Consider the following 19,591-nt stretch of genomic DNA (forward strand, 5'->3'; position numbering starts at 1 on the left):
GGCTTCCAGGAAAAGCTGCTAGCCATAACTTATAGAGAACCGTACCGCAAACCGACACAGGTGGACAGGTAGAGAATACTAAGGCGCTTGAGAGAACTCGGGTGAAGGAACTAGGCAAAATGGTACCGTAACTTCGGGAGAAGGTACGCCCTTTTCGGTGAAGGAATTTACTTTCTGAGCTGAAGAGGGCCGCAGAGACCAGGTGGCTGCGACTGTTTATTAAAAACACAGCACTCTGCAAATTCGTAAGAAGACGTATAGGGTGTGACGCCTGCCCGGTGCCGGAAGGTTAATTGATGGGGTTATCTTCGGAGAAGCTCTTGATCGAAGCCCCGGTAAACGGCGGCCGTAACTATAACGGTCCTAAGGTAGCGAAATTCCTTGTCGGGTAAGTTCCGACCTGCACGAATGGCGTAACGATGGCCACACTGTCTCCACCCGAGACTCAGTGAAATTGAAATCGCTGTGAAGATGCAGTGTACCCGCGGCTAGACGGAAAGACCCCGTGAACCTTTACTATAGTTTTGCACTGGACTTTGATGATGACTGTGTAGGATAGGTGGGAGGCTATGAAGTATCCACGCTAGTGGGTATGGAGCCGACCTTGAAATACCACCCTGTTGTTATTGAGGTTCTAACTTGGTCCCATTATCTGGGATAAGGACAGTGTATGATGGGTAGTTTGACTGGGGCGGTCTCCTCCCAAAGAGTAACGGAGGAGCACAAAGGTACCCTCGGTACGGTCGGACATCGTACCAAGAGTGTAAAGGCATAAGGGTGCTTGACTGCGAGAGCGACGGCTCGAGCAGGAACGAAAGTTGGTCTTAGTGATCCGGTGGTTCTGTATGGAAGGGCCATCGCTCAACGGATAAAAGGTACTCCGGGGATAACAGGCTGATACCGCCCAAGAGTTCATATCGACGGCGGTGTTTGGCACCTCGATGTCGGCTCATCACATCCTGGGGCTGAAGCAGGTCCCAAGGGTATGGCTGTTCGCCATTTAAAGTGGTACGCGAGCTGGGTTTAGAACGTCGTGAGACAGTTCGGTCCCTATCTGCCGTGGGCGTAGGAAAATTGAGAGGAGCTGCTCCTAGTACGAGAGGACCGGAGTGGACGAACCTCTGGTGTACCGGTTGTCACGCCAGTGGCATTGCCGGGTAGCTAAGTTCGGACGGGATAACCGCTGAAAGCATCTAAGCGGGAAGCCTCCCTCAAGATGAGTTTTCCCTTGAAGCCCGTTGAAGACTACGACGTTGATAGGCAAGGTGTGGAAGCGTAGTAATGCGTGAAGCTAACTTGTACTAATTGGCTGATTGTCTTGACCATATAATCTGAGTTACTTCAGATTGTGCTGAATATAAGATATAATGTTACTCTCTTTATTTACCTGAGTATCATGCGGCTAATGCACGATACTCAAAACAGTTTTCCTGGCGACCATAGCGGTTTGGTACCACCTGATTCCATCTCGAACTCAGAAGTGAAACGAACATGCGCCAATGATAGTGTGAGGCTTCCTCATGTGAAAGTAGGTCATCGCCAGGGTTTTATTTAAAGTGACAGGTTAAGTAAATAAAAACCAAAGTCACAATAATGCTTAGAATATAAGCAAATAAGAAGTATATGCCGGCGTAGCTCAGTTGGTAGAGCAACTGACTTGTAATCAGTAGGTCCTGGGTTCGATTCCTAGTGCCGGCACCATCTAAAGAGGTTAACCGTTAACAAAATGTTGACATTCTATTCATCTTAAAAGACAATAACGTTCTTTTTGGAGGGGTTCCCGAGCGGTCAAAGGGATCAGACTGTAAATCTGACGGCTCAGCCTTCGAAGGTTCGAATCCTTCCCCCTCCACCATTTTAAGAATGGACGAAAATAAGCGGGTGTAGTTCAATGGTAGAACTTCAGCCTTCCAAGCTGATAGCGTGGGTTCGATTCCCATCACCCGCTCCAAATTATTAGTAATATTTGCTTGCTCATATAGTCAGCAAGCGAGTATGTAAGGCCCACATAGCTCAGGCGGTAGAGCACTTCCTTGGTAAGGAAGAGGTCGTTGGTTCGAGTCCAGTTGTGGGCACCATAACGTAAAATAGCAAATGGGGAGACTTTCCAATGGCGAAGGAAAAATTTGAACGTAAAAAACCACATGTGAATGTGGGAACGATCGGTCACGTAGACCACGGTAAGACCACATTAACAGCGGCGATTACCACGATTATGGCGAAGAAATTTGGTGGTATAGCAAAAGCATACGATCAGATCGATGCTGCGCCAGAAGAAAGAGAGCGAGGTATTACAATTTCTACAGCGCACGTTGAATACGAATCAGCAAATAGACACTATGCGCATGTGGATTGCCCAGGACACGCTGACTATGTAAAAAACATGATTACAGGTGCTGCGCAAATGGACGGAGCGATACTGGTAGTATCAGCCGCTGATGGTCCTATGCCACAAACAAGAGAACATATCCTGTTGTCACGACAAGTAGGCGTGCCGTACATCGTAGTGTTTATGAACAAAGCGGATATGGTTGACGACCCTGAGTTATTAGAGCTTGTTGAAATGGAAGTCAGAGATCTGTTAAGCAGCTATGATTTTCCTGGTGATGACATTCCAATTGTTGTGGGTTCAGCATTAAAAGCACTAGAAGGTGATACCAGTGATATTGGAGTGCCAGCGATTGAGAAGCTAGTAGAAACTATGGATTCCTATATTCCAGAGCCTGTACGAAACATTGATAAATCGTTCTTATTACCGATTGAAGATGTATTTTCAATATCTGGCCGAGGAACAGTAGTAACAGGACGTATCGAAAGCGGAATTATCAAGGTTGGTGAAGAGATCGAGATTGTCGGAATTAGAGATACTTCGAAGACAACCTGTACTGGCGTTGAGATGTTCCGTAAGTTGTTAGACGAAGGACGTGCTGGTGATAACGTAGGTATACTATTGCGCGGAACGAAACGAGATGAAGTTGAGCGTGGTCAAGTGTTAGCAAAACCAGGTACAATTAAGCCTCATACAAAGTTCGAAGCGGAAGTATACGTGTTATCTAAAGAAGAAGGTGGACGACATACCCCGTTTTTCAATGGCTATAGACCACAGTTTTATTTTAGAACAACAGACGTAACAGGAACATGTGATTTACCATCTGGAGTTGAAATGGTAATGCCTGGAGATAACGTACAGTTGGTTGTAAATTTACATGCACCCATTGCGATGGATGAAGGTTTACGTTTTGCAATTCGGGAAGGTGGCCGCACTGTTGGCGCCGGTGTTGTCGCTAAAATTATCGAGTAATAAGGTGAATTTTATGGCATGTGCTATGATGGTCCATGCCAAATAAATATAGGCCAGTAGCTCAATTGGCAGAGTGGCGGTCTCCAAAACCGCAGGTTGGGGGTTCGATTCCCTCCTGGCCTGCCAACAAACAAGTGAATATGAAAAGTTCGAACGAAGCTCAAAGTAATACAAAAGATATAGTCTCTTGGGTCGCTATAGTTTTTATAACTTTAGCCGCCTTTTTTTGCACTTATTACTACACTTTATCAGGCCCTATAGTTTCCATAATATGGCTTGTTTGGTTTTTATTAGCTATGTTTTTGGCTTATCTAACCTCTGTAGGGAAAAAAGTGTATCACTTTGCTCAAGAATCAAAAGTTGAGCTGTTGAAGGTCGTTTGGCCTACACGTCAAGAAACGGTACAAACAACAACAATCGTTATTGTTATGGTTACATTAACCGGATTTATACTCTGGGGAGTGGACTCAATAATGATGTGGGCTATCGCAAAAATAACGCATTTAGGGTGATTCGGTGGAAGAGCAAAAATCCAAACAATGGTATGTTGTACATGCCTATTCTGGCTATGAAAATTTTGTTATGCGTGAAATTATATCCCGCGCAAAGCATCATAATTTAGAAGATAGAATTGGTGAAGTTGTTGTACCCTCAGAAGAAGTTGTTGAGATGCGTTCAGGCCAAAAGCGCAAGAGTACACGAAAATTTTTCCCAGGCTATGTATTAGTGAACATGGTAATGGATGACCAAACTTGGCATATGATACGAGCGATACCAAGAGTTTTAGGATTCATTGGTGGAACAAGTCAAACTCCTACGCCTATCACAGACAAAGAGGCTCGCGCAATTATGCAGCGAGTAGAAGATGGAGTAACTAAGCCAAGACCCAAAATTCTATTTGAGCCTGGAGAGGTTGTACGAGTAAAAGAAGGTCCATTTGTTGACTTCAATGGAGTTGTTGAAGAAGTTAATTATGAGAAAAGCAGATTGAGAGTGGCAGTTCTAATTTTTGGACGCTCAACTCCAGTAGAACTTGAATTTAGTCAAGTAGAGAAGACTTAGTTCGCTAAGGGGTTCTGATTAAATCTCTCTTTATAAATAAAGATAATAATTTAATCGTGAACTGTTATATGTTAGGGGAGCTAGAGCTTAAGCAATCACCAAGCCTAGCGCTTAACCCGTAAGGAGTAATCATGGCAAAAAAGTAGAAGCTTATATTAAGTTACAAATTCCAGCTGGTAAAGCAAATCCAAGTCCACCTGTAGGGCCAGCATTAGGTCAAAGAGGTGTTAACATTATGGAATTTTGTAAAGCCTTCAATGCAGCGACACAACAGATGGAGCAAGGTTTACCTACTCCTGTCGTAATCACGGTATATAGTGATCGCAGTTTTACTTTCGTTACAAAAACACCTCCTGCTTCAGTTCTCTTGAAAAAAGCAGCAGGTATTCAAAGCGGAAGTGGCACACCCAACACGAAAAAAGTGGCCACACTTAACGTCAAGCAACTCGAAGAAATTGCAAAACTTAAGGAACCTGATTTAACAGCAGCGAGTCTAGCAGCAGCAGTTAGATGCATTGCAGGTACAGCACGCAGTATGGGTATTGACGTTGAAGGTTTAGAATAGGGGGTTGCCATGGCAAAAGTATCTAAGAAGCAAAAAAAGATTTTAGACGTAGTTAAGGCGGGTCATTTGTATAGTGCAAACGACGCAATAGGAATTTTAAAACAATTTGCATCAACTAAATTCCGTGAGAGCCTTGATATCAGTGTGAACCTGGGTGTTGATCCTCGGAAATCAGACCAAGTAGTGCGTTCATCAACTAATTTACCCAAAGGTACAGGGAAAGTTGTCCGTGTTGCTGTTTTTGCACAAGGTGATAATGCAACTAAAGCAAAAGATGCTGGTGCAGACATAGTTGGATTTGAAGATCTAGCTGAAAAAATTAAAGGTGGGGCAATGGACTTTGATGTTGTCATTGCAACTCCAGATGCAATGCGTATTGTTGGTCAGCTCGGACAAGTTTTAGGTCCAAGAGGTTTGATGCCAAATCCAAAAGTTGGAACCGTAACTACGAATGTTGAAGCTGCAGTGAAAGATGCAAAGTCAGGTCAGGTACGCTACAGAACTGATAAAAATGGTATTATTCATTGTACTGTTGGAAAAGTTGATTTTGCAGCTGAAGATATTATTGAGAACATCGTTGCCTTAATAAATGACTTGAAAAAGGCAAAGCCTTCTTCATCAAAAGGGCAGTATTTAAAGAAAATTTCTTTATCAACGACAATGGGACCTGGTTTGTCTATTGATATTTCATCAATACCTGTGTAAGATATCCACCCATTTTAAGAATTCACGGCATAGATTTGGTTCCATGCCGTCGAAGACCGCAGGTGCAATCGCTTAATTTCCTGCGCAGACGGTGAACCGGCTCCAATTTACAGAGACGGCCACCATAACTGGCAAATCCTCGTGATTTGTAACTATTAGGAGGTCAGTAACGTGACATTAAATTTAGCTGCAAAAAAAGCTGTTGTTGAAGAAGTGACTGCGGTCGCCTCAAAGGCTATTTCGGCAGTAGTTGCTGATTATCGAGGTTTAACTGTTAATCAAATGACGCATTTACGTAGTGAAGCACGTAAGTCAGGTGTTTATCTTCGTGTTGTGAGAAATACTTTAACAAGAAGAGCATTTAAGAACACTGAATTTGAGTGCTTAAACGACCTGCTGGTAGGGCCGTTGTTTGTTGCTTTGTCATTAGAAGCTCCTAGTGATGCGGCAAGACTACTTAAAGAGTTTTCAAAGACATTTGAAAAACTTGAAGTTAAAGCATTATCAGTTGGAGGCAAAGTTTATTCAGCAGATCAAATTGATGCTGTTGCAAGCTTGCCAACACGTGATGAAGCAATAGCCAAGTTAATGTATGTGATGAAAGCGCCAGTTGAAAAATTTGTCAGAACTCTTGCTGAGCCACATGCTAAATTAGTAAGAACCTTAGCAGCAGTAAAAGATAAGAAAGCAAGTTAAATCTCTTTAAATCAATAAATTAATTTTAAATCAGGAGCTAGTAATGGCTGTGTCAAAAAATGATATTTTAGAAACCATAGCGAACATGTCTGTTATGGAAGTAGTTGAACTAATCGAAGCGATGGAAGAGAAATTTAATGTTTCTGCTGCCGCTGCTGCTGTTGCTGTTGCTGCGCCTGCCGCTGCTGCTGCTGCTGTTGAAGAACAAACTGAGTTTACAGTTGTTATGACCAGCTTTGGTGCAAACAAAGTAAACGTTATTAAAGCAGTTCGCGGAATCACTGGACTTGGCTTAAAAGAAGCTAAAGATTTAGTAGAAGGTGCTCCTTCAACAATTAAAGAAGCTGTATCTAAAGATGAAGCTGCTAATATCAAGAAAGAACTTGAAGAAGCTGGTGCTTCAGTAGAAGTTAAATAATATAGTATATCAAAGAGATAGGAACCCAGCCATGTTTTCATGGCTGGGTTTACGTGTTTGAAGTCATCAATAATTTACAGAGGAAACACCATGGCCGTTGCAGAAGCTAAACCTCAATATTCGCATGCTGAGAAAAAACGATTTCGCAAAAGCTTTGGTAAGCAGGCCGATAAAATGGCAATACCAAATCTGCTTGAAATTCAATTAAAATCTTATAGGGATTTTCTTCAGGCCAATAGCAAAGCTAATGAACACTTTAATACAGGATTGCATGCTGCATTTTCTTCTGTGTTCCCAATTGATAGTTTTTCTGGCAATGCAAGACTTGAATATGTTGGCTATAAGCTTGGTGAACCAGCATTTGATGTGCGCGAATGCAAATTAAGAGGGTTAACTTATTCTGCACCACTCAGGGTTAAAATAAGACTTGTTATTCTTGATAAAGATGCAAGCGAAGATCCTAAGCCAATCAAAGACATTAGAGAACAAGATGTATTTATGGGTGAAATCCCATTAATGACGGATGTTGGGACATTTGTCATAAACGGTACCGAAAGAGTTGTTGTTTCACAGTTACATCGTTCACCAGGTGTTATATTTGAACATGATAAGGGTAAAACACATTCATCCGGAAAACTACTCTATTCAGCAAGAATTATTCCATATAGAGGTTCATGGTTAGACTTCGAGTTCGATCCCAAGGATTGTGTCTATGTTCGTATTGATAGAAGACGTAAGCTACCTGTTAGTATTTTGTTACGAGCACTAGGATATGAAACAGAAGATATTCTCGGTGAATTTTTTGAAATGACAAGTTGTCATCTTAAAAATGGAGAATACCATATTGATCTAATTCCTCAGCGCCTACGTGGTGAGATTGCATCATTCGATATTCTTGTACCAGGAACTGGTGAGCTTATTGTTGAACAAGGAAGAAGAATCACTGCGCGTCACATCAAGCAGATGGAAAAGGCGCAGATGAAAGATTTAATAGTGCCTAGAGATTATTTGATAGGCAAAATATTAGCAAAAAACATTATTGATACTTTAACTGGTGAGCTGGTTGCACAAGCAAATGATGAAGTTACAGAAGATTTGCTCGATGCAATGATTGCTAGTGGTATTCATGAATTTAATATGATCTATACAAATGATTTAGATCATGGTTCCTACATTTCTGACACGGTAAAAATTGATCCTACTTCGAGTCAACTAGAAGCACTTGTAGAAATATATCGCATGATGCGCCCCGGAGAGCCTCCAACAAAAGAAGCAGCAGAAGCCTTATTTAAAAATCTATTTTTTGTAGAAGAGCGATATGATCTATCTGCAGTAGGTAGAATGAAGTTTAATCGTCGTGTTGGTAGAAAAAATGATGATGGTCCAGGCACGTTGACGAAAGAAGACATAATGTCTGTCATTAAGACATTAATAGACATCAGAAATGGCATTGGAATGGTTGATGATATTGATCATCTTGGCAACCGAAGAGTTCGCAGTGTCGGTGAAATGACTGAAAATCAATTTAGGGTTGGACTTGTTCGTGTTGAAAGAGCAGTTAAAGAGCGACTAAGTTTAGTTGAATCTGAAAATTTAATGCCACAAGATTTAATAAATGCAAAACCGGTTTCAGCAGCGATTAAAGAATTTTTTGGTTCAAGTCAGTTATCTCAATTTATGGATCAAGTAAACCCATTATCAGGGGTAACTCATAAACGCAGAGTCTCTGCTTTGGGACCAGGCGGTTTGACACGTGAACGTGCTGGCTTTGAAGTCCGTGACGTCCATACGACACACTATGGACGAGTATGTCCAATTGAAACCCCTGAAGGTCCAAACATTGGGCTGATTAACTCTTTATCTGTATATGCAAGAACAAATGATTATGGCTTTATCGAAACTCCATGCAGAAAAGTAGTTGATGGTCGAGTCACAGATGAAATTGAATATCTATCAGCTATCGAAGAAGTTGACCAATATATTGCTCAATCAAGTGTAGCTCTTGATGATGATGGAAATATTTTAGCGGATTTGGTTCCTTGTAGACATCAAAACGAATTCTCGTTAACAACACCGGATAAGATCAACTACATGGATATCTCGCCCAAACAGATTGTATCTGTAGCGGCCTCCCTGATTCCCTTCTTAGAGCACGATGACGCCAACCGTGCCCTAATGGGATCAAACATGCAACGCCAGGCAGTTCCTACATTGCGTTCTGAAAAACCATTGGTAGGTACTGGTATGGAGCGTATTGTTGCATCAGACTCAGGAGTTTCTGTAGTAGCAAAGCGAGGTGGAGTAATCGATTTAGTTGATGCCTCGCGTATTGTTGTTCGTGTGAATGATGACGAAACGACTGCTGGTGAAACAGGGGTTGATATCTATAATTTAACGAAATACTTTCGTTCAAACCAAGATACTTGTATCAATCAGCGCCCAATTGTGAAAACTGGTGACATGATTCAACGAGGCGATGTTTTAGCTGATGGTCCTTGTACTGATATGGGTGAACTGGCACTAGGGCAAAATTTATTAGTTGCCTTTATGCCATGGAATGGATACAACTTCGAAGATTCGATTCTTATTTCTGAGCGTATTGTTCAAGATGATCGTTTTACAACAATTCATATAGAAGAGTTAACTTGTATTGCGCGCGATACTAAATTAGGGGCAGAGGAAATTACTGCAGATATTCCTAATGTGGGTGAGTCAGCTCTTTCAAGTTTAGATGAATCTGGTGTTGTATACATCGGTGCTGAAGTTAATGCAGGAGATATATTAGTAGGAAAGGTAACACCTAAAGGTGAAACTCAGCTTACTCCTGAAGAAAAATTACTGCGGGCGATCTTTGGTGAAAAGCATCTGATGTTAAAGATTCGTCTTTACGAGTACCATCAGGTATGAACGGTACTGTAATTGATGTACAAGTATTTACACGTGATGGATTGGAAAAGGATGCCCGTGCAAAAAGCATTGAAGAAGAGCATCTTGCACGAGTTCGTAAGGATCTTGTTGATGAACGACGTATTCGTGAAGAAGATATTTATCATCGTGTATCAAATATTATTCTTGATAAGATTGCTACTGGTGGCCCAGGAAACTTGAGGCCAGGTTCAAAAGTGACACAAGAATATTTACAAAGTATAACTAGAGATAAATGGTTTGATATACGTTTAGAAAATGATACTTCAAGCCAGCAATTAGAACAGCTTTCGAAGCAACTTGAAATGCTGACAAAAGAGATGGAAAAGCGCTTTAATGATAGCAGAAAGAAAATTATTCAAGGAGATGATTTAGCTCCTGGTGTACTAAAAATTGTTAAGGTATATCTAGCTGTTAAACGAAGAATACAACCTGGTGATAAAATGGCAGGTCGTCATGGTAATAAGGGTGTTATCTCTATTGTTGTTCCAGTCGAAGATATGCCACATATGGAAGACGGCACAGCTGTGGATATCGTATTGAATCCATTAGGTGTACCTTCACGTATGAACATCGGCCAGGTACTAGAAACTCACCTTGGTTTAGCTGCTAAAGGATTAGGAAACAAAATTTCACAAATGCTGGATTTAAAGCAAAGTTCAACTGAAATTAGGACTTTCTTAACTAAAATATACAATCACGATGGCATTCAAAGAGTAAATCTGGATTGTCTAAACGATGAAGAGTTATATCGCTTAGCGGATAATTTGCGTGCTGGTGTTCCAATGGCTACGCCTGTATTTGATGGTGCTTCTGAAGCAGAAATAAAAAGCATGTTGCAACTGGCTGATCTATCACCTGATGGAAAAACTATTTTATATGATGGTAGAACAGGTAATCAATTTGATAACCCTGTAACAGTTGGATACATGTATATGTTAAAGCTAAACCATCTAGTTGATGATAAAATGCATGCACGCTCAACTGGCTCCTACAGTTTAGTAACGCAACAACCTCTCGGCGGTAAAGCACAGTTTGGGGGGCAACGCTTTGGAGAGATGGAAGTATGGGCGCTTGAAGCATATGGTGCAGCATATACATTACAAGAAATGTTGACTGTGAAATCAGATGACGTTGGAGGTAGAACAAAAATCTACAAAAATATAGTCGATGGAGACCATCGCATGGATCCAGGAATGCCTGAATCTTTCAACGTACTATTGAAAGAAATCCGTGCATTGGGAATAGATATAGAACTCGAACACGATTAACTTTTCAGCGATACATACTGATTAACAAATTTTTGGAGGCATAGACTTGAGTACTCTAAGCGACGACCCAATGAATGAACCAATGAGAAAGGCCCCGGTAATGAGTGACCTGCTAGGTATCCTCAAACAACAGGGACAAAGTGAAGAATTTGATGCAATAAAAATCGCTTTAGCTTCTCCTGAGCTAATTCGTTCATGGTCATATGGTGAAGTAAAAAAACCTGAAACTATTAACTATCGTACATTTAAACCTGAGCGTGATGGTTTATTCTGTGCTAAAACTTTCGGTCCAGTAAAAGATTATGAATGTTTGTGCGGCAAATATAAACGACTAAAACATCGTGGTGTAATTTGTGAAAAGTGCGGTGTTGAATTGGCTTTAGCAAAAGTACGGCGTGAGCGTATGGGCCATATTGAACTTGCAAGTCCAGTCGCGCACATTTGGTTCCTAAAATCATTGCCATCTAGAATTGGTCTGCTTTTAGATATGACCTTAAGAGATATAGAGCGCGTTTTGTACTTTGAAGCATTTGTTGTCGTCGATCCAGGAATGACTGAGCTTGAACGTGGTCAGTTATTAAACGATGAAGCATATCTGGACGCAATGGAACAATATGGTGATGAGTTTGATGCTCGTATGGGGGCAGAAGCAATTCGTGATTTACTGCGTCAAGTTGATTTAGAAGATGAGATCAAGAGTCTGCGTGAAGAGTTACCAACCACCAGTTCCGAAACAAAGATTAAAAAGATCACTAAACGATTAAAACTACTTGAAGCGTTTTATGATTCAGGCAACAAACCTGAATGGATGATCATGGATGTATTGCCCGTTCTTCCACCAGATCTAAGGCCATTGGTTCCGTTAGATGGTGGACGTTTCGCTACTTCTGATCTTAACGATTTGTATCGACGTGTTATTAACAGAAACAATCGGTTAAAGCGTCTATTAGATCTCAATGCTCCTGACATCATCGTTCGTAATGAAAAACGTATGTTGCAAGAATCTGTTGATGCTCTGTTGGATAATGGTCGTCGTGGTCGTGCAATTACCGGTACTAATAAACGACCTCTGAAATCACTTGCAGATATGATTAAAGGGAAGCAAGGACGTTTTCGTCAGAATCTGTTGGGTAAACGTGTTGATTATTCGGGTCGTTCTGTAATTGTAGTGGGGCCTACCCTAAAGCTACACCAATGCGGATTGCCAAAGAAAATGGCACTAGAGCTCTTTAAGCCCTTTATTTTCAGTAAGTTGGAATTTAGAGGATTAGCTACCACGATTAAGGCGGCTAAGAAAATGGTTGAGCGTGAAGAGTCCGTTGTTTGGGATATTTTAGATGACGTTATCCGTGAACACCCAATTCTACTTAACAGAGCGCCTACATTGCACCGTTTGGGTATCCAAGCGTTCGAGCCAGTATTAATCGAAGGTAAAGCAATTCAACTGCATCCACTTGTTTGTACAGCATACAACGCAGACTTTGACGGTGACCAAATGGCTGTGCATGTGCCGTTAACACTTGAGGCACAATTGGAAGCACGCTCACTAATGATGTCGACAAACAACATTCTGTCGCCAGCAAGTGGAGAGCCAATTATTGTTCCCAGCCAAGACGTCGTTTTAGGCTTGTATTACTTAACCCGAGAAAAGGTGAACGCTTTAGGTGAAGGTAAAATTTTTGTGAGTGCACAAGAAGCGCAGAATTTTTACGAAGCAGGTCATCTTGATATTCATGCGAAAATCAAGATTCGTATGCCTAAAGAAAATGAACCGGGGCATCATCTTGTTGAGACTACAGTTGGTCGAGCCATTCTTGCTCAGATACTTCCTAAAGGAATGTCCTTTGTGCAAATAAACCGTACCATGACTAAAAAGGTAATCACTAAAGTTATTGATACGTGTTATAGAACATTTGGTCTGAAAGAAACTGTAATTTTTGCAGATAAATTGATGTATACAGGCTTTAAGTATGCAACACGTTCCGGTGCATCTATTGGTATTGACGACATGGAAATACCTGACGATAAAGCGAGTATTATTGATCACGCTTATAATGAAGTTCGAGAAATTGAATCACAATTCCGTTCTGGCTTAGTAACTAACGGCGAGCGTTATAATAAGGTTATTGATATTTGGTCTCGTACTAATGAATTAGTTGCTAAGTCAATGATGAGTAAGATTGCAACCGAACAAGTTGCTAATGTGAAAGGTGAACTCATAAGGCAAGAGTCCTTTAACCCTATTTTTATGATGGCCGATTCAGGTGCGAGGGGTTCTGCTGCACAAATTAGACAGCTCGCTGGGATGCGGGGATTGATGGCAGCTCCAGATGGTTCCATTATTGAGACTCCTATTACTGCTAACTTCCGCGAAGGGTTGAACGTATTTCAATATTTTATTTCAACTCACGGTGCGCGCAAAGGTTTGGCTGATACAGCGTTGAAAACTGCTAACTCTGGTTATTTGACACGACGCCTTGTTGATGTGGCTCAAGATGTGGTTATTACAGAGGATGATTGCGGTGTTGATACTGGTGTTTTGATGCAACCATTGATTGAAGGTGGTGATATTGTTGAACCACTTCATGAGCGAGTATTGGGACGAGTAGTAGCAGCTGATGTTTACATTCCTAATCAAAGTGAACCTGTTGTTACAGCGGGAACCTTGTTGGATGAAGCATGGGTTGAAAAGTTAGAAAAGCAAGGTGTGGATCAAATTTTAGTTCGCTCACCAATTACATGCCAAACTAGATTTGGATTATGTGCCAAGTGTTACGGACGCGATCTAGCCCGAGGTCATCTGGTAAACACGGGTGAAGCTGTTGGAATTATTGCTGCTCAATCAATTGGTGAACCTGGAACTCAGTTAACCATGCGTACATTCCACATCGGAGGGGCAGCTTCAAGAGCTACTGCAGCGAATAATATTCAAATCAAGACAAAAGGGGTTATTAGATTACATAATATTAAGACAGTAACTCATGAGAATAAGAACTTAGTTGCAGTATCACGTTCAGGTGAAGTAACAATTGTAGATGAATTTGGGCGCGAACGTGAGCGTTATAAAGTTCCTTATGGTGCTGTAATCACAGTTCATGATAGTTCCAATGTTGAAGCTGGTCAGATTATTGCTACATGGGATCCTCATACACATCCAGTTATTTCAGAAGTTGGCGGATATTTGAAATTTGTTGATTTATTTGATGGTATCACCATGAATCGACAAACGGATGAGTTAACAGGTTTAAGTAACATTGTAGTAATTGATGCGAAACAAAGAAGTGCTGCAGGACGAGATTTAAGACCCATGGTAAAATTGGTAACTGAAACTGGAGAGGATATTTATCTTGCCGGCACTAATGTTCCAGCTCAATACTATCTTCCAGTTGATGCTATCGTAAACTTTGAAGATGGTGGTCACGTAGGAGTTGGAGACGTCATCGCTCGTATTCCCCAAGAACGGTCTAAGACACGTGACATTACCGGGGGTCTACCTCGGGTTGCAGATCTATTTGAAGCGCGTAAACCGAAAGATTCTGCGGTAATGGCTGAAGTCTCAGGAATGGTAAGTTTCGGGAAAGAAACAAAAGGTAAACGAAGATTAATCATCAATGTTTCTGAAGATCAATGTCATGAAGAGCTTATTCCTAAATGGCGCCATATCTCTGTCTTCGAAGGAGAGCACGTCGAACGAGGGGAAATCATTGCGGAAGGGGCACTTAATCCGCATGATATATTACGCTTACTTGGTGTGGGCGCATTAGCAAATTACATCGTAAATGAAGTACAAGATGTATATCGTTTACAAGGCGTTAAAATAAATGACAAACATATCGAAGTCATTGTAAGACAGATGTTACGTAAACGAGTTATAACTTTTGCTGGGGATTCAAAATTCTTGGTAGGAGAGCAAATAGAAGAAAGCGTCTTACTGCAAGAGAATGACAAACTTATTGCAGAAGGAAAACAAGTAGCTAGAGGAATACCTATTTTATTAGGTATCACGAAGGCTTCTTTGGCTACCGAATCATTTATATCAGCAGCTTCATTCCAAGAGACTACAAGAGTTCTAACAGAAGCAGCTGTAAGTGGTAAAATAGATGATTTACGTGGTTTGAAAGAGAACGTGATGGTTGGACGGCTGATCCCTGCTGGAACAGGTTATGCCTATCATCAAGGTCGTAAAATAAAGAGAGCTAAGGCTGCAGCCGGTGAGTACCCCGTACATACTGTAACTGCAAGTGATGTTGAGCATGCGTTAAGTGAAGCATTAAACGCAGATAATCAAGAGCACTAGTTCGGATCGAAAACGGCAGATTAAAACTTGACAAATCTGCCGTAGCTATATAGAATCCGGCCTCCTTATGTATTCGAAATAATCAAAAGAGACAGATCGGAGTTAAGTATAAATGGCTACTATTAATCAGTTAGTAAGAAAGCCTCGTGTGGACGTAAAGAAGAAAAGTAACGTGCCTGCACTGGAATCATGTCCACAACGACGTGGAGTATGTACGCGTGTTTACACTACTACACCTAAAAAACCTAACTCAGCTATGCGTAAGGTTGCTCGTGTGCGTTTAACCAATGGATTTGAAGTAACATCCTATATTGGTGGTGAAGGCCATAACCTCCAAGAACACTCTGTAGTTCTTATAAGAGGTGGTCGTGTTAAAGATTTACCTGGTGTGCGTTATCACACTGTTCGAGGTAGCTTAGATACATCAGGTGTTAACGATCGTAAGCAAGGTCGTTCAAAATATGGTACTAAGAAGCCAAAAGATAAAAAATAACTGATTGTAGGAAATAGAAATGCCTAGAAGAAGAGAAGTCCCCAAAAGAGAAATTTTGCCAGATCCAAAGCATCACAGTGAGTTGTTAGCAAAGTTTATTAACGTGCTCATGGTTAGTGGCAAAAAATCTGTTGCTGAAAAAATAATCTATGGCGCTTTATCTGTTATGGAAGAGCGTGTTAAAAAGATGAAAAAGACAGATGATGAGAGCGGTGAGTCTGGTAGCTCTAGTGGATCTGCTACAGTTCTTCGTTACTTTGAAGATGCACTAAATAATGTTCGACCAAGTGTCGAAGTGCGTTCACGCCGAGTTGGTGGTGCTACATACCAAGTGCCAGTCGAAGTTAGAAATGATAGAAGCATTGCCTTAGGTATGAGATGGATCGTTCAGGCTGCACGTACTCGTGGTGAAAAAGGTATGATGTTGCGCCTAGCTGGGGAACTGCTGGATGCTTATGAAAGTAAAGGTTCTGCAGTGAAAAAACGTGAAGATACCCATAAAATGGCAAAAGCGAACCAAGCATTTGCCCATTTTAGATGGAACTAAAAGAGAGGTAGTCCGTGTCTACTCCATTAAAACTATATAGAAACATAGGCATTGCAGCGCACGTTGATGCAGGAAAAACGACAACAACAGAACGCGTACTGTATTATACTGGTATGTCTCATAAGATTGGTGAAGTTCATGACGGTGCTGCAACAATGGACTGGATGGTTCAGGAGCAGGAACGCGGTATTACCATTACCTCAGCAGCAACAACATGCTACTGGTCAGGTATGGACAAACAGTTCGAACGACATCGTATCAACATCATTGATACGCCAGGACACGTAGACTTCATGATTGAAGTTGAGCGTTCTTTACGTGTGCTAGATGGCGCAGTTGTAGTATTTGATTCGGTTGCTGGAGTAGAACCTCAATCCGAAACAGTATGGCGACAAGCGAATAAATATGGTGTCCCACGAATTGTATTTGTTAATAAAATGGATAGAATGGGTGCAAACTTCCTTAGGGTAGTTAGCCAAATTAAGCAAAGACTCGGTTCAAACCCTGTAGTTGTTCAGCTCCCGATAGGAGCTGAAGAAGAATTCAAAGGGGTTATTGACCTCATCAAAATGAAAGCAATTCATTGGGATGAAGAGAACAAAGGTATGACTTTTGAGTATAAAGAGATACCTGCTGATCTAAAAGATCAGTGTATAGAGTATAGAGCAAAGCTAGTAGAAGCAGCTGCGGAAGCTACTGAAGATCTAATGGAAAAGTATCTGGAAGGCGAAGAGATTTCTGAAGAAGAAATTCAGAAGGCACTACGTCAACTAACCATCAGTAATGCGGTTGTTCCTGTCTTCTGTGGCTCTGCATTCAAAAATAAGGGTGTACAAGCGGTACTTGACGGTGTCATTGAATATCTGCCCTCACCTACTGATATACCTGATGTTCAAGGTGTTGACGAACATGGTGATGAAGCTTCTAGAAAAACAAGTTATGATGCACCATTTTCAGCTTTGGCTTTTAAAATTGCTACAGACCCATTTGTTGGAACGCTAACCTATTTTCGAGCATATTCAGGTGTGCTGAAAAGTGGTGATACCGTTTACAACTCTGTTAAAGGTAAGAAAGAGCGTATTGGTCGTTTATTACAAATGCATGCTAATTCGCGTGAAGAAATTAAAGAAGTTAGAGCAGGTGATATTGCCGCAGCAGTTGGTTTAAAATCGGTGACTACTGGTGATACTTTGTGTGATACCGAAAATGTAGTCATATTAGAGAGAATGGATTTTCCAGATCCAGTTATTGCTGTAGCTGTTGAACCCAGAACAAAAGCAGACCAAGAGAAAATGGGAATCGCGCTTGGGAAACTTGCTCAAGAAGATCCTTCTTTCCGCGTTCATACTGATGAAGAATCAGGGCAAACCATTATTGAAGGTATGGGCGAGCTTCATTTGGAAATTATTGTAGACCGTATGAAGCGAGAATTTAATGTTGAAGCCAATGTTGGTAAACCTCAGGTTGCTTATCGTGAAACACTCAAGCAACCAATAGAACAGGAAGGCAAATTCATTCGACAATCAGGTGGTCGTGGTCAATATGGCCATGTCTGGTTGAAGATTGAACCCCAAGAGCCGGGTAAAGGCTATGAATTCGTTAACGCAATTGTAGGTGGTGTTATTCCTAAAGAATACATACCCGCAGTTGACAAAGGAATTCAAGAGCAAATGCAAAATGGTGTTATCGCTGGATATCCAGTCGTGGACGTTAAGGTCACTTTATTCGACGGTTCCTTCCATGAAGTGGATTCTAGTGAAATGGCATTTAAAATTGCTGGTTCTCAATGCTTCAAGCAAGGCGCATTACGAGCTAAACCAGTACTACTTGAACCAATAATGAGCGTCGAAGTTGTAACCCCAGAGGACTATATGGGTGATGTTATGGGCGACCTTAACAGACGACGTGGTTTGGTTCAAGGAATGGAAGACTCACCAGCAGGAAAAATTGTTAGAGCAGAAGTTCCACTCGCAGAGATGTTTGGTTACTCGACCGATTTACGTTCTGCTACTCAAGGAAGAGCAACTTATACTATGGAATTTTCTAAGTATGCGGAAGCACCAACTAACATTGCTGAAGCAATTATTAAGAAACAATAAAAAGTTAACGAGGTTATTGAAATGGCGAAGGAAAAATTTGAACGTAAAAAACCACATGTGAATGTGGGAACGATCGGTCACGTAGATCACGGTAAGACCACATTAACAGCGGCGATTACCACGATTATGGCGAAGAAATTTGGTGGTATAGCAAAAGCATACGATCAGATCGATGCTGCGCCAGAAGAAAGAGAGCGAGGTATTACAATTTCTACAGCGCACGTTGAATACGAATCAGCAAATAGACACTATGCGCATGTGGATTGCCCAGGACACGCTGACTATGTAAAAAACATGATTACAGGTGCTGCGCAAATGGACGGAGCGATACTGGTAGTATCAGCCGCTGATGGTCCTATGCCACAAACAAGAGAACATATCCTGTTGTCACGACAAGTAGGCGTGCCGTACATCGTAGTGTTTATGAACAAAGCGGATATGGTTGACGACCCTGAGTTATTAGAGCTTGTTGAAATGGAAGTCAGAGATCTGTTAAGCAGCTATGATTTTCCTGGTGATGACATTCCAATTGTTGTGGGTTCAGCATTAAAAGCACTAGAAGGTGATACCAGTGATATTGGAGTGCCAGCGATTGAGAAGCTAGTAGAAACTATGGATTCCTATATTCCAGAGCCTGTACGAAACATTGATAAATCGTTCTTATTACCGATTGAAGATGTATTTTCAATATCTGGCCGAGGAACAGTAGTAACAGGACGTATCGAAAGCGGAATTATCAAGGTTGGTGAAGAGATCGAGATTGTCGGAATTAGAGATACTTCGAAGACAACCTGTACTGGCGTTGAGATGTTCCGTAAGTTGTTAGACGAAGGACGTGCTGGTGATAACGTAGGTATACTATTGCGCGGAACGAAACGAGATGAAGTTGAGCGTGGTCAAGTGTTAGCAAAACCAGGTACAATTAAGCCTCATACAAAGTTCGAAGCGGAAGTATACGTGTTATCTAAAGAAGAAGGTGGACGACATACCCCGTTTTTCAATGGCTATAGACCACAGTTTTATTTTAGAACAACAGACGTAACAGGAACATGTGATTTACCATCTGGAGTTGAAATGGTAATGCCTGGAGATAACGTACAGTTGGTTGTAAATTTACATGCACCCATTGCGATGGATGAAGGTTTACGTTTTGCAATTCGGGAAGGTGGCCGCACTGTTGGCGCCGGTGTTGTCGCTAAAATTATCGAGTAA

At 41.4% G+C, this 19,591-nt stretch carries 12 protein-coding genes, 5 tRNA genes, 2 rRNA genes and 1 pseudogene (1 of these 20 cut by a window edge); all 20 read left to right on the forward strand.

Annotation, left to right across the window (positions count from 1 at the left end):
* A 23S ribosomal RNA gene (locus EL220_RS02190) occupies positions 1-1,326 on the forward strand (it extends 1,571 nt beyond the left edge of the window).
* Positions 1,327-1,429: 103 nt separating this feature from the next.
* Positions 1,430-1,545, forward strand: a 5S ribosomal RNA gene (gene rrf / locus EL220_RS02195).
* 80 nt (positions 1,546-1,625) lie between these two features.
* A tRNA-Thr gene (locus tag EL220_RS02200) sits at positions 1,626-1,701 on the forward strand.
* A 69-nt stretch (positions 1,702-1,770) separates the two neighbouring features.
* Positions 1,771-1,855 (forward strand) — tRNA-Tyr (locus EL220_RS02205).
* Positions 1,856-1,877: 22 nt separating this feature from the next.
* Positions 1,878-1,951 (forward strand) — tRNA-Gly (locus EL220_RS02210).
* A gap of 51 nt (positions 1,952-2,002) precedes the next feature.
* Positions 2,003-2,078, forward strand: a tRNA-Thr gene (locus tag EL220_RS02215).
* A 32-nt stretch (positions 2,079-2,110) separates the two neighbouring features.
* Positions 2,111-3,301, forward strand: coding sequence for an elongation factor Tu (gene tuf, locus EL220_RS02220; protein ID WP_058390692.1), 1,191 nt, complete (start codon positions 2,111-2,113; stop codon positions 3,299-3,301).
* A 50-nt stretch (positions 3,302-3,351) separates the two neighbouring features.
* Positions 3,352-3,427: transfer RNA gene (locus EL220_RS02225), tRNA-Trp, on the forward strand.
* Positions 3,428-3,441: 14 nt separating this feature from the next.
* Positions 3,442-3,813: a preprotein translocase subunit SecE gene (secE, locus tag EL220_RS02230; RefSeq protein ID WP_027272360.1), complete on the forward strand. Its 372-nt coding sequence runs from the start codon at positions 3,442-3,444 to the stop codon at positions 3,811-3,813.
* 4 nt (positions 3,814-3,817) lie between these two features.
* Positions 3,818-4,363, forward strand: coding sequence for a transcription termination/antitermination protein NusG (gene nusG, locus EL220_RS02235; RefSeq protein WP_027272359.1), 546 nt, complete (start codon positions 3,818-3,820; stop codon positions 4,361-4,363).
* 154 nt (positions 4,364-4,517) lie between these two features.
* On the forward strand, positions 4,518-4,928 hold the full coding sequence (gene rplK / locus EL220_RS02240; protein ID WP_128130810.1) for a 50S ribosomal protein L11: 411 nt from the start codon (positions 4,518-4,520) through the stop codon (positions 4,926-4,928).
* Between the two features lie 9 nt (positions 4,929-4,937).
* Positions 4,938-5,633, forward strand: a complete 696-nt coding sequence (rplA, locus tag EL220_RS02245) for a 50S ribosomal protein L1 (protein ID WP_004450487.1) — start codon at positions 4,938-4,940, stop codon at positions 5,631-5,633.
* Between the two features lie 171 nt (positions 5,634-5,804).
* Positions 5,805-6,329: a 50S ribosomal protein L10 gene (rplJ, locus tag EL220_RS02250; RefSeq protein ID WP_027272358.1), complete on the forward strand. Its 525-nt coding sequence runs from the start codon at positions 5,805-5,807 to the stop codon at positions 6,327-6,329.
* 43 nt (positions 6,330-6,372) lie between these two features.
* The gene (gene rplL / locus EL220_RS02255) at positions 6,373-6,747 is read left to right on the forward strand and encodes a 50S ribosomal protein L7/L12 (protein WP_004450483.1); all 375 of its coding nucleotides are present in this window, start codon (positions 6,373-6,375) and stop codon (positions 6,745-6,747) included.
* Between the two features lie 90 nt (positions 6,748-6,837).
* Positions 6,838-10,943 (forward strand): annotated as a pseudogene (rpoB, locus tag EL220_RS02260) (DNA-directed RNA polymerase subunit beta).
* A gap of 100 nt (positions 10,944-11,043) precedes the next feature.
* Positions 11,044-15,240, forward strand: a complete 4,197-nt coding sequence (gene rpoC, locus EL220_RS02265) for a DNA-directed RNA polymerase subunit beta' (RefSeq protein ID WP_027272356.1) — start codon at positions 11,044-11,046, stop codon at positions 15,238-15,240.
* A gap of 112 nt (positions 15,241-15,352) precedes the next feature.
* Positions 15,353-15,733 (forward strand): 30S ribosomal protein S12, encoded by a 381-nt coding sequence (gene rpsL / locus EL220_RS02270; RefSeq protein WP_004450478.1) that lies wholly within the window; start codon positions 15,353-15,355, stop codon positions 15,731-15,733.
* Positions 15,734-15,752: 19 nt separating this feature from the next.
* Complete coding sequence (gene rpsG / locus EL220_RS02275; protein WP_027272355.1) at positions 15,753-16,280, forward strand: 30S ribosomal protein S7; 528 nt, start codon at positions 15,753-15,755, stop codon at positions 16,278-16,280.
* A gap of 14 nt (positions 16,281-16,294) precedes the next feature.
* The gene (gene fusA / locus EL220_RS02280) at positions 16,295-18,379 is read left to right on the forward strand and encodes an elongation factor G (RefSeq protein ID WP_027272354.1); all 2,085 of its coding nucleotides are present in this window, start codon (positions 16,295-16,297) and stop codon (positions 18,377-18,379) included.
* A 21-nt stretch (positions 18,380-18,400) separates the two neighbouring features.
* The gene (tuf, locus tag EL220_RS02285; protein WP_058390692.1) at positions 18,401-19,591 is read left to right on the forward strand and encodes an elongation factor Tu; all 1,191 of its coding nucleotides are present in this window, start codon (positions 18,401-18,403) and stop codon (positions 19,589-19,591) included.

This window comes from Legionella sainthelensi (assembly GCF_900637685.1).
Taxonomy (GTDB): Bacteria; Pseudomonadota; Gammaproteobacteria; order Legionellales; family Legionellaceae; genus Legionella; species Legionella sainthelensi.

Coding starts and splice junctions, on each gene's coding strand:
- tuf (WP_058390692.1), top strand. CDS start 2,111: ATGGCGAAGGAAAAATTTGAACGTAAAAAACCACATGTGAATGTGGGA.
- secE (WP_027272360.1), top strand. CDS start 3,442: ATGAAAAGTTCGAACGAAGCTCAAAGTAATACAAAAGATATAGTCTCT.
- rplA (WP_004450487.1), top strand. CDS start 4,938: ATGGCAAAAGTATCTAAGAAGCAAAAAAAGATTTTAGACGTAGTTAAG.
- rplL (WP_004450483.1), top strand. CDS start 6,373: ATGGCTGTGTCAAAAAATGATATTTTAGAAACCATAGCGAACATGTCT.
- rpoC (WP_027272356.1), top strand. CDS start 11,044: ATGAGTGACCTGCTAGGTATCCTCAAACAACAGGGACAAAGTGAAGAA.
- rpsL (WP_004450478.1), top strand. CDS start 15,353: ATGGCTACTATTAATCAGTTAGTAAGAAAGCCTCGTGTGGACGTAAAG.
- rpsG (WP_027272355.1), top strand. CDS start 15,753: ATGCCTAGAAGAAGAGAAGTCCCCAAAAGAGAAATTTTGCCAGATCCA.
- tuf (WP_058390692.1), top strand. CDS start 18,401: ATGGCGAAGGAAAAATTTGAACGTAAAAAACCACATGTGAATGTGGGA.